The 11545-nt window shown below is 43.8% G+C and carries 13 protein-coding genes; 4 read left to right on the top strand and 9 right to left on the bottom strand.

Annotated features, from left to right (window positions below):
* Positions 1–233 precede the first annotated feature (233 nt).
* The 4 genes from A136_RS19370 (at position 234) to ttcA (ending at position 3879) form a co-directional block, all read left to right on the top strand.
* Positions 234–1049 carry a membrane protein gene (locus A136_RS19370; RefSeq protein ID WP_017063864.1) on the top strand — a complete coding sequence of 272 codons (816 nt, stop codon included), beginning with the start codon at positions 234–236 and terminating at the stop codon, positions 1047–1049.
* Positions 1042–1893, top strand: coding sequence for a glucosaminidase domain-containing protein (locus A136_RS19365; protein WP_017063863.1), 852 nt, complete (start codon positions 1042–1044; stop codon positions 1891–1893). Before A136_RS19370 ends, A136_RS19365 begins: the two co-directional genes overlap by 8 nt.
* A 122-nt stretch (positions 1894–2015) precedes the next feature.
* Positions 2016–2666: a DUF2987 domain-containing protein gene (locus A136_RS19360; protein ID WP_017063862.1), complete on the top strand. Its 651-nt coding sequence runs from the start codon at positions 2016–2018 to the stop codon at positions 2664–2666.
* Positions 2667–2985: 319 nt separating this feature from the next.
* Entirely contained in the window at positions 2986–3879 is an 894-nt protein-coding gene (gene ttcA, locus A136_RS19355) for a tRNA 2-thiocytidine(32) synthetase TtcA (RefSeq protein WP_017063861.1), read from the top strand.
* Positions 3880–3982: 103 nt separating this feature from the next.
* Here the strand turns inward: ttcA and uspE are convergent, their stop codons facing one another.
* The 9 genes from uspE to ccoO form a co-directional block, all read right to left on the bottom strand.
* Positions 3983–4933 (bottom strand): universal stress protein UspE, encoded by a 951-nt coding sequence (uspE, locus tag A136_RS19350; RefSeq protein WP_017063860.1) that lies wholly within the window; start codon positions 4931–4933, stop codon positions 3983–3985.
* Between the two features lie 132 nt (positions 4934–5065).
* The gene (locus A136_RS19345) at positions 5066–5812 is read right to left on the bottom strand and encodes an FNR family transcription factor (protein ID WP_017059637.1); all 747 of its coding nucleotides are present in this window, start codon (positions 5810–5812) and stop codon (positions 5066–5068) included.
* Positions 5813–5898: 86 nt separating this feature from the next.
* Positions 5899–6573: a sulfite exporter TauE/SafE family protein gene (locus A136_RS19340; protein ID WP_017063859.1), complete on the bottom strand. Its 675-nt coding sequence runs from the start codon at positions 6571–6573 to the stop codon at positions 5899–5901.
* The gene (ccoS, locus tag A136_RS19335; protein WP_017059639.1) at positions 6563–6799 is read right to left on the bottom strand and encodes a cbb3-type cytochrome oxidase assembly protein CcoS; all 237 of its coding nucleotides are present in this window, start codon (positions 6797–6799) and stop codon (positions 6563–6565) included. Before ccoS ends, A136_RS19340 begins: the two co-directional genes overlap by 11 nt.
* On the bottom strand, positions 6799–9171 hold the full coding sequence (locus A136_RS19330) for a heavy metal translocating P-type ATPase (RefSeq protein ID WP_029235165.1): 2373 nt from the start codon (positions 9169–9171) through the stop codon (positions 6799–6801). Before A136_RS19330 ends, ccoS begins: the two co-directional genes overlap by 1 nt.
* A gap of 5 nt (positions 9172–9176) precedes the next feature.
* Entirely contained in the window at positions 9177–9656 is a 480-nt protein-coding gene (locus A136_RS19325; protein ID WP_017059641.1) for a FixH family protein, read from the bottom strand.
* Between the two features lie 108 nt (positions 9657–9764).
* Positions 9765–10739 carry a cytochrome-c oxidase, cbb3-type subunit III gene (ccoP, locus tag A136_RS19320; protein WP_017063857.1) on the bottom strand — a complete coding sequence of 325 codons (975 nt, stop codon included), beginning with the start codon at positions 10737–10739 and terminating at the stop codon, positions 9765–9767.
* Complete coding sequence (locus A136_RS19315; RefSeq protein ID WP_004733679.1) at positions 10739–10912, bottom strand: CcoQ/FixQ family Cbb3-type cytochrome c oxidase assembly chaperone; 174 nt, start codon at positions 10910–10912, stop codon at positions 10739–10741. The genes ccoP and A136_RS19315 overlap by 1 nt, the downstream gene beginning before the upstream one ends.
* 9 nt (positions 10913–10921) lie before the next feature.
* Positions 10922–11542, bottom strand: coding sequence for a cytochrome-c oxidase, cbb3-type subunit II (ccoO, locus tag A136_RS19310; RefSeq protein WP_017059643.1), 621 nt, complete (start codon positions 11540–11542; stop codon positions 10922–10924).
* Positions 11543–11545 lie beyond the last annotated feature (3 nt).

The following is an 11545-nucleotide window of genomic DNA, read 5'->3' as shown; positions in this document are numbered from 1 at the left end:
TTTTACCTTTCGAAGATAAAAAATTTCGCAGGTAAAAGTAAACATCCTTTACCATACTGTTATTTACTGGGTTTACACCCTAACAAGTGTCTAATTATTAACCATCAAGACGCAAAAGCAAGCCTTGTTACAGATTCATATTTTAGTTTGTATCCGACATATGAGTATAATGAAGGTAATTTTTTATCAATAAGTTAGGTGGCTTCGCTTAATCGGCACACCTAGGTATCAATATGAACAACGACATCGAAAAAGATTTTAATTTGGGCGGTAGTATCAACCGTGCACTTTCTGGCGATTATGAGCTCAAAGCAACGGCTGTATTCCAAGAAGCTTGGAAACATACGATAAGTCACTTTCTTTCGTTTTCCCCAGCGATTATTGCTTTGATGTTTGTGCAGCTCGCTATCTTTTATATCGCACTAAAACTACAGCTTGGTGATCCCGCGGTTATCTTAGATGCAGTTATCGACCCAGAGTCGTTCACGCCACAAATCGTTGAATCGATTTTTATTGCGAACTTTAGCTATGAAGTGATCAGTGCGCCTATCTATGCGGGTATCTGTTTAATGGCAATGAGTCACGCCGCTGGCCTACAAACCAAAGTACGCCACATCGGTAAAGGTTTGCAGTTTACGGTTCCGGTTATTCTAGTGACTTTGTTTAGCCTAATGCTTCAAGGCATCGCAGGTATGATTCTGCCGTTCTTGTCTATCTACTTCTCACTGGCGTTCAGCCATTCGATTCTGCTGATTTGTGATAAGAAAGTGCCGCCAATGCAATCGCTGCTGCTTTCTCTGCGTGCTGTCAACAAAAAAATCTTCACCGTTGCTTCTATCTACCTATTAGTAATGCTGATGTTCATCGTCGCGGCAATGATGTACGGCATTGGCCTTATCTTCGTTTTACCTTTCTTCTTCCACGTGAAAGGGATTCTTTACCGCGAGATGTTTGGCATTAAACTCAAACTGATCGCGTCAGACAGACCAAAGAGCGACGACGACCACAACGGTAGCAACAATAAAGACCCACAGGTATTCGATGCATAACAACTCTAAATTAAGCTCAAGTAAATCACTTGCGCTAAAAGTGACAGCATTAGCCTTAGTTGGCTCGATCTCGTTAGTTGGCCCAATGCTTTACCAACAAGAAGAAGAGCGCAGGCGAGCGGGGCAAAAGGCTTCAGACTCAGAGCAAAACTTTGGTGACTTGACCGTCTCTTCTGATAAGCCAGATTTCGCAGCGATTGAAGATGTAAATAAAAAGAAAGACACCTTCTTTTCTTATCTTCGCCCAAGTATCAACATCGAAAACAAGCGAATCACCAAAGAACGGGCGTTTCTAACCAAGCTTTCAGAGACGGGGTTGAACAATGTTGACTCTGAAGACGCGTCATACGCAAAGAGACTAGGGAAGCTGTATAGCCTGCCTGTACCTTCATCGGGCTTAGATGACGCTTGGCTGAAAGAAATGTTGAATCGTGTAAACGTGCTACCTGAAGCGCTTGTGTTAACTCAGGCGGCCAATGAATCAGCTTGGGGTACATCTCGTTTCGCCACTAAAGCAAATAACTATTTTGGACACTGGTGTTACACCAAAGGTTGTGGCCTTGTTCCGCTACAACGTAACGAAGGTAGCTCGCATGAAGTCGCAACATTCTCTTCAAGCCAAGAATCCGTACATCGGTATTTCATGAACCTTAATCGTAATCGTGCTTACGCCGATCTAAGAGTGATTCGTGCAAAACTTGATGCGCAAGGTGATGATCTTTTAACAACTGCAACGGCGACAGAGCTCACCAATGGCTTGTTAAAATATTCTGAGCGAGGTTCCGACTATGTGACTGATTTACAAGCTATGATCCGTCACAACGAGGTATACTGGAAAAAGTAACTCATTTTGATACCAACTTGGTTGCCTTCGATAGTCGGCTTATACCAGTAATATCACAAAAAGAGCAGCTCATTAGCTGCTCTTTCTATTTATAAACGCTCAACTTCGACAAGATTATAATAATGAAAAAGACAGCACTCGCTTTATTAGCCTCATTAAGCCTTGGGGTTTCTCTTCCTGCTTCAGCGCAAGAATACATGTTCACGTATTCTAAGCTTTATACTCAGCTGAAAAACAACACCAAAGAAGGGCATGATGATGTCAAAGTTGCGGTCTTCTTTGTTGATCAACAAGCTCAGCAAACCTGTCACATCAGCAAAGCTTGGATGGAAAAAGAAGAGCACTACGAAGAGCTAAAAGTCTCTCCGGCCAATGAACTGCTTCTACCGGTAGATCAAAACCTACGCTCAGCAAACCCTCTTATCTTTGTACAAACTCAAGAACAGGAATGTGCGTATTCTTTTGTGGTGATGACTCAAGAGCCTTTAGCTGGCACAGTAGAAGTTGCACAGATAGAAAACCTATTGCCACAGATGCAGGCGATGCTTGAAGACGTCAGCGGTATGTTCTCTGGTTGGTTCACGCCAGATATCCAAGGGTTAACGCTAGAGTTCGCTAATAAGCTGGAAGGCAACATCGAGCTTTCAAATGGCAAGCAACTACCAATCAAAGAAGGACGTGCGAAATTCACCTTAGAAGAACTGAATGGAAGTGACAGCATCACGTTGCCAGAACCAACAGTTCGCGTATTGCCGTACATTCCCGCGCAATAATTTTTAACAGAATCATTGTTAGTGAAGTAAAAGCTTAGCGAAATTATCCCCCTAAGTTTTTGCGACATATCTTAAAGCAGCCTCATCGAATAAGATCAGGCTGCTTTTCTTTATCTATGATACCAAGCGAGAGCTTGTGAAGCCGCGTTTCTCTGCCGTTTAGGCGCTTATCGAACAATAAAAGCAGAATCTTTCTATTACTCAGCTTGTTTATCCGGCCGTTACTATTTCAACATCAAATAAAAATCCGTATAATCCACGCCCTAAAACAGTCCCACTAGCAATCTACAGTCGGTAATACGACGGTGTGAGAGTCGCAATGAACCAAAACGATAATAGAAAAGAAACACTTGAATTCAACAAACTTCAGAAACGTCTGAGAAGAAATGTTGGAAATGCCATCATCGACTACAACATGATCGAAGAGAATGACGTAGTAATGGCATGTATTAGTGGCGGTAAAGATTCATTTGCGATGTTAGATATTTTGCTACGTTTACGTGAAGCAGCACCGATCAAATTTGATGTTGTGGCAGTAAACCTAGATCAAAAACAACCTGGGTTCCCTGAACACATTCTTCCTGAGTACTTTGAAACACTGAACATTCCTTACTACATCGTAGATAAAGACACGTATTCAGTGGTTAAAGAGAAAGTGCCAGAAGGTAAAACAACGTGTGGCCTATGTTCTCGTCTTCGTCGTGGTACTTTGTACTCATTCGCAGAGAAGATTGGTGCAACTAAGATCGCTCTGGGTCACCACCTAGACGACATCGTTGAGACCCTGTTCCTAAACATGTTCCACGGTGCGCGCTTAAAGGCTATGCCACCAAAGCTTCGTTCAGATGATGGTCGTAACGTTGTTATTCGTCCACTGACTTACTGTCGTGAAACGGACCTAATCAAATACGCAGAACATAAAGAGTTCCCAATCATTCCTTGTAACCTATGTGGCTCTCAAGAGAATCTACAGCGTCAGAACATTAAAGCGATGCTAATTGATTGGGATAAGAAAACGCCAGGTCGTGTTGAGAAGATCTTCAAGTCAATCCAGAACGTAAGTCCAAGCCAACTGGCTGACCGCGAGCTGTTTGACTTCGTGAACCTTCCACTAGACCGTAGTGAAGACCGCAAAGCGTACGAATTCGAAGAAGCTGAAATTTCATCTTCTAACATCGATGAGTCAATGTTCATCGACGTAACGAACGTATAATAAGAATAATCGTTGTAGAGCAATAGATGCGCCTACAACAGACAAACAAAAACGCCTCAAGCAATGCTTGAGGCGTTTTTTTATAAGTTAAACTATCCCTGACCTAACCTTTCGAAAGGTTAGGGTCTAGTGGGCTGACGTAACCAGACGGTTTAAGAGCCAACACATCACAGTTAATCTTATCGATAACATGTTCCGCGGTATTACCAATAAACACGGCAGACAAGCCAGTACGACCCGTTGTACCCAGAATCACCATCGCAGCGTTATTTTCAGAAGCGACGCGAGGAATAACATCTTCTGGCAAGCCTTGTTCAACCACAGTTTGTTCTTCACACATACCGTGCTTCTGGCGCAATGCTTTCATTGCCGTTAAGTGATGGCCACGAACCGCATCGGTATAAGACGTTGGATCAAACTCTGGCAGTTCAATGGTAATATTCGCAGGTGTCACAGGGTAGGCATTCACCAAGAACGGTTCCGCATCCAAACGACCGGTGATCTCTAGCAATCTGTCGGCCATCGTATCGTTAAGCTCTAAATGAGCTTCTGTTTCAGAACCTACATGAACTGAAGCAAAAATCTTCGCGTGATCTGGCCAGAAATCGTTTTTAACCAATAGCACTGGGCTAGGGCACTTTCTCAACAGATGCCAATCGGTTGGAGTGAAGATGACAGATTCCAAAGTATCGTGTTTACGCGTACCTTTGATTAAGATGTCGTGCTCACCACTGTAAACCTCGGCAATGATCGCTTCGTATGGGCGGTTATGCCAAACCACTTGTACATTAAATTCAATAGAATCATCTAGGTAAGGTTCTGCGACTTTATTCATCCAAATTTCGCGTTGATGAATTACGCCTTTGCGCATTGCGTCTCTTTCATCGATAGAGAGCATAGATGTCATTTCATACGAGAAGTCGTATATCGACAAAAAGAAAGTGATGTGGCTTGTTGAGGTGCTTTTCTTAGCAAGTTGGATAGCACGAAATAGAGCAGGCTGCTCATCGTGATTAATGTCTGCGACAACTAAAATTTTGTTATAGATACTCATAACTAAGCCTACTTTTCAGACCGAACATATAAATAATGTAGCGTAGTTATGGAGAGATTAAGAGAAATATAAGAGGTTTTAAGAGAGAAACATGATGTAGCTCATTATTGAACTACATCATTGATATCTAGATTATTCTTTTGAAACGCCAGCAAGTTCCATCAACGCATCGTGATCTTCGATAGTGATATATTTGCCTTTAACGCTCAAGATGTCTGCTTTTTGGAAACGACCTAGAAGACGGCTGATTGTTTCAACAGTCAAACCAAGGTAGTTACCAATATCACCACGAGTCATCGTTAGGCGGAACTCACGCGGGCTGAAGCCACGTTGAGAGAAGCGAGTAGAAAGGTTGTAAAGGAATGCAGCAAGGCGCTCTTCCGCGTTCTTCTTAGAAAGAAGCAGAATCATTTCTTGGTCACCTTTAATCTCGTTACTCATCAGGCGCATAATTTGCTGACGCAATTTAGGCATTTTTCCTGATAGGTCATCAAGAATCTCATATGGGATTTCACATACCATAGAAGTTTCTAGCGCTTGTGCGAAACTAGGGTGTTGGTCACCAGTAATCGCATCGAAGCCAACAAGATCGCCCGCTAGGTGGAATGCAGTAATCTGCTCATCACCTTGCTCGGTAATCGTGTAGCTCTTGATCGTTCCAGAGCGAATAGCATATAGAGATTTAAGCTCGTCACCGGCTTTAAATAACTCTTGGCCTTTTTGAATAGGCTTTTTTCTCTCAATGATCTGATCAAGTTGATCGAGTTCAGATTCATTCAAAGTAAACGGAATACAGAGCTGGCTAATACTACAATCCTGGCAATGGATCGCACAGCCACCAGACTGAACACGTTTCGTCACAGGCTTTTCAGAAATCATAACAATCTTTCACTATTTGATATACGTCAATATTTTAGCATTCCTTTATCCAGTTGGGTAGTAAAAAAACCGGATTTAAAGGTTACCTATACGGTATAAATAATGAGCTGCAATGCCATATATCCGGTATAGAAACCGTAAAGGAGGATTAAAATTGCGCCTAATTGGCGAAATAAGTCAGCTTGTTGCAGTTTTTTGAGGAAATTAGCGCCCATGCCTACTGTGAGCATTGCTGGAAGCGTACCTAAACCGAAAGCAAGCATGATACCGGCACCGTTGTACCAACTTCCTGATACGGCCGCCCACGTAAGCATTGAGTAAACTAAGCCACATGGTAGCCAACCCCAAATAAAGCCAAACGGCAAAGCATGGCTAGGGTGCTTCAAGGGTAGAAATGATTTACCTAAAGGAGAGATATAGCGCCATAGTTTCTGCCCGGCTTTTTCAAAGAACAACAAGCCGAACCACCATTTACCGATATACAAACCTAAGACGATCATAAAGCCAGCTGCAAATAATCGCAGACAACCTAGCAGAGCGTTAAAATCGCTTAGCTGACCTATCGAAGAGATTGCACCGCCAATCACACCACCAATCACGGCATAACTTAGCAAGCGCCCTAGGTTATAAAGTAGGGGAATAACAGGGGAAGGTTTACTGTTGCCAATCGAAAGAAGCGACGCAATACCACCACACATTCCCATGCAATGGCCTGCGCCGATCAATCCAACAACAAAGGCTCCGATCCAATCAGGCGTCATCGTTCTTTTTGTCTACGTTAGTTTGGCTTTCGCTGTTAGCTTTCTCATTCTTGACAGGTTTACTATCAGAATGGTTGTGAGCCTTTTCGTCTTCATCAAACAGTATATTGTGACCTTGACGTTCTAGGTCTTCAAACTGTTCGCTCTTCACCGCCCATAGAAAAATACCAACAGCGATGCACACCAGTACAATCGCAATGGGGATCAGGATGTATAAACTTTCCATTATTTACCTTGCTCTTTTAAAAGCCTTAACGAGTTAGACACAACAATAATAGAGCTGGCAGACATGCCCACAACGGCAATGTATGGAGCAACCAAACCCGCGACAGCCAATGGAAGGATAAGTAAGTTATATCCTAATGACCAAGCTAGGTTTTCACGAATTATCTTACGTGTTTTTAACGCCAAAGTACGCGACTTAAGTAATCTATCGAGCTTATCACCCAGTAACACCATATCCGCAGAAGCTTTCGCCACGTCTGTACCGCCGCCCATAGCGACAGAAAGGTGGGCACCTGCAAGAATAGGGGCATCGTTAATGCCATCGCCAACCATCATGGTAATGTCACTTGCATCTCGAGAGTTCAGGTAAGCAAGTTTATCTTCAGGTTTCGCGTTAGCAACAATATCAGTAATACCAATCTCTTCAGCAACAGGCTTCGCGTTAATCAAAGAATCGCCAGTAAGCAGAGTTGTTTTGATGCCCGCTTCTTTAAATTGCTTAATAAACTCGATGCTTTCTTTACGGATTGGATCTTCATAAGTAAATGTAGCGATATGACGACCCGCCATCGACAAGTAAATGCCGTTGCTTTCCGATGGTTGAGCTTCACCTAGAATGAATTCACTACTACCAATCGCAACTTCTTGGCCATTCCACTCACCAGTGATACCTGAACCAATCACGTTATTAACTGACTCTACTTCGATCTCATCAGAAAGATGAGTCTTGAACGCCTTAGCGATAGGGTGGTTAGCGTGTTGTTCCAGGCTCGCCGCTACTTTGAGACAAGTGTCTTTATCAAGTTCAGCGAAGGTTTCAACTTGGCTGATACGAATATCACCCTCAGTCAATGTACCTGTTTTATCGATGATCAAGTGATTCACTTTGCACAAGGTTTCGAATACGTGGCCTTTGCGCAGCAAAATACCGAAGTTACCCATGCGAGACGTTGAACAAGTAATCGCCGTCGGTGTTGCCAGTGACAGAGCACAAGGACACGTTGCTACCAATACCGAAAGCATGATCCAGAAAGCGTCTTCTGGTCGTGTTTGGTGCCAGTAAAACCAAGTGCCGAATGAGATGATTAAGATAACCGCAACAAAGTATCGAGCCACAACATCAGCAATTTCTGCAATGCGAGGTTTAGACAGTTGCGCTTCGTCTTGCAGGCGAACGATGTTGGAAATCACCGAATCCGCTTTTGATGTCATCACTTCCAGTTCAAACGACTCATCACCATTCAATGTACCAGCGTAGACAGTATCGCCTTCGTTTTTGACCACATGGATAGATTCGCCAGTCAGCATCGATTCATCGATATGAACTCTGCCAGACAATACTTTGCCATCGGCAGGAATGTGCTCACCCGGTAGAACGCGAATTTGGTCGCCAACTTTTAAGGTTTTGACTGGAACTTGTTCGCCATCTAACGTTGTTGCCATAGCAGGAACGAGCTTAAGCAGGTTACCACTAGCAGCGGCGGCTTTACGACGAGCGCGCATTTCAAGGAAACGACCAAGCAGTAGGAAGAAGGTAAACATCGAGATAGATTCGAAGAATACTTCACCTTTCTCTGTCAACGTTGCGACCAAACTTGCAACGTAGGCAAACAAAAGAGCGATCGACACAGGTACATCCATACCCAATGTTCGACCTTTGAGGCTACGCCACGCGTTGATATAGAAAGGCAATGCAGAGTAGAGCAGAACCGGTGTTGCAAAGATTAAGCTCACCCAACGGAAGTAGCTTTTGAATTCGGGCTCAAGGTTACCAAAGACTTCAAGATAAAGCGCAACAGCCAGCATCATGACCTGCATGGTTGCTAAACCAGCAATACCAAGACGATAGAGATAATTCTTCATCGAACGATGATAGGCGGCTTCTTGTTGATCAGCCTCAAAAGGTGCGGCTTTGTAGCCTAGGGTATGGATTGAAGACAACAGCTCGCTCAGTTTCGTCTGAGTGTTGTCCCAACTGAGCAGGGCGCGGTTAGTCGTGGTATTAACACGAATACTAACAACCCCTAACTTTGAAGAGACTTGCTTCTCAATAAGCCATGCACAAGCAGCACAAGATACACCTTCTAGTGACAATGTCACTTCAGAGGTGTTTTCAGAGTTACGGACGAACTCCAATTGAACATCTTCGTTGTCGTAATGACTGAGTGCCAGAAGTTGCTCTGGCACGAGATCCGCTTTTTCAGCTGGAGCGGTACGATATTGGTAGTAAGAGACCAAACCGCTATCAACGATTGTCTGGGCTACGGTTTCGCAACCCGGACAACACATAGGTCGCACCGATCCTAAGATTTCTACTTTAAAATCCGTTTCCGCTGGTACATCTTCACCGCAGTGATAACAGGATTCACACATAAGCTTTAGTTCGTTAGTTGAGTAGGAGTATCAATAGGGAAGTTCATGCGACCTTGCACTAACCATTCAGAATCATGCGGAGAAAGCTCAATAAACCATGGACCTTGCATTTCATGGTCCAGAGTCAACGTGTAGTTGCCTCTCGCATCAGCGGTCAGTAGCTGAGTAAAATCACGGTCAGGCAGCGTTCGGTGCACGAACATTGCGCTAATAGCAGGGAAGTGGTCTAGCTTGCCTTTGTCTAGGGTAATGATAACTGAGTTACCTTTCTCGCTAACTGAAGCTGACAGGCCAAGCTCTTTAGCAACATTTACTTTCGAAATGTCGACATTAATACCTTTACCTTTTTTATAGTAATCTTCAGTGACAACGTTAACTGAATGGTTGGTAAGTATCGCGACTCGAACCAATGTCAGCATAGAAACGCCAACGGTTAGGAAGATCAAAAACCACGGCCAAAACTGCTTATACCAAGGTTGTTCCATATTATTATTCTCAATATATACAATGAAATAAAACTAATTTTTACAAACACTTAAGGTTATAACTGTAAAAGAAAGACAGCCCCTTAAGAAGGGGCTGTTATTATTATGTTACTCTTTATCTGAGTTGCTGAGGCTCCAGACGTAGGCAGAGACGAGCTGAACCTTATCCTCACCGAGGATGTCCTTCCAAGCCGGCATTACACCAGAACGTCCGTACATGACTGTTTCCGTCACATCAGCGCGAGAATCGCCGAATAGCCAGTCGCGGTCAGTCAGGTCAGGGGCGCCAACAGCAGGGTTACCCTTACCATCAGTACCGTGACACGCTGCACACACTACAAAGCGCGCTTTACCAGCTTCTGCTTCACGTGCGTTTACGCTACGACCTGAAAGGCTAAGCGTGTAGCTAACTACTTCTTTTACGCCTTCTTCGCCAAGAGCGTCTTTCCAACCTGGCATTTGACCGACACGACCATGCATGATGGTAGTAACGATAGCTTGTGGTTCACCACCATATAACCATGCGTCATCAGTTAGGTTCGGGAAACCTTTCTGACCACGTGCATCAGAGCCGTGACACTGAGAACAGTTTTGTAGGAACAAACGTTGGCCCACTTTGATTGCATCAGCATCTGATGCAATGTCAGGGACGGAACGTAGACCATTTTCGTCGTGAGCTAGCTTTCTGAATGCTTCACCAAAGTAGGTGTCTGCATCATCAAGCTCTTTCGCGTATGCGTCTAACTGTTTGTTTGCTTGCGCAGCAGCGATTGCAGAGCGAGACTCTTCTACGCTACGAACTGTTTGGTTTGAACTCGTCCAACCTAGTAGACCTTTAAAGTTGCCAAGGCCTGGGTATAGAGCTAGATAAACAGCTGCAAACACAATTGTGCTAACGAAAAGGTATGTCCACCATTTAGGTAGCGGGTTATTAAGCTCACGAATACCATCGTATTCATGGCCCATATCCTGACCTTCTTCTACACCTGTTTTATCGTTGGAACACCAACGAAGTAAGGCTGCACAGCCAATCAATGTACCGATTGTGATTACTGTTACCCAAATACTCCAGAATGTACTCATTACTTCGTCACTCCTTGATTTTTATCTTTCGCAGGTGCTTCATCAGCGAACACTAGGTTTGCATCTTCGTCGAAGCGCGACTTACGATTTTTACCGAAAGCCCACCAAACGATGCCGATGAAACAAGCAAAAACAGTAACAGTCCAAACACTTTGAAATGTAATAATGTCCATAATTATTCCTTATTTCATTGCGTGGCCAAGCGATTGAAGGTAAGCGATGATTGCATCCATCTCTGTTTTTCCTTCAACATCTTGTTTAGCGTTAGCAATTTGTTCGTCTGTGTAAGGAACACCAAATTGATTACGGAAGATTTCAAGCTTCTGTTTAGTCAATTTGCCATCAAGTACATTCTCAGCAAGCCATGGGAAACCAGGCATGTTTGATTCAGGAACAAGTTCGCGAGGGTCGATAAGGTGAACGCGGTGCCACTCATCAGAGTAACGATCACCAACACGCGCTAAATCAGGACCAGTACGCTTAGAACCCCATAGGAATGGGTGTTCCCAAACGCTTTCGCCAGCTACAGAGTAGTGACCGTAACGTTCAGTTTCAGAGCGGAAAGGACGAATCATTTGGCTGTGACATACGTTACAACCTTCGCGAATGTAGATATCACGACCTTCCATTTCCAGAGCAGAGTAAACACGTAGATTTTCTACAGGTTCAGTAGTCTGCTTTTGGAAAATAAGTGGGGTAATTTCTACTAAAGCACCAAAACTGATAGCAATAACGATAAGAATCGCTAGTAGGCCAACATTCTTCTCTACCAACTCATGGCGATTATTTGAATTTGAGCTCATTCT

Source organism: Vibrio crassostreae 9ZC13, assembly GCF_000272045.2.
Lineage (GTDB): Bacteria > Pseudomonadota > Gammaproteobacteria > Enterobacterales > Vibrionaceae > Vibrio > Vibrio crassostreae_C.
The sequence above is the reverse complement of the archived record's forward strand: the minus strand, read 5'-3'. Positions and strand labels throughout refer to the sequence as shown.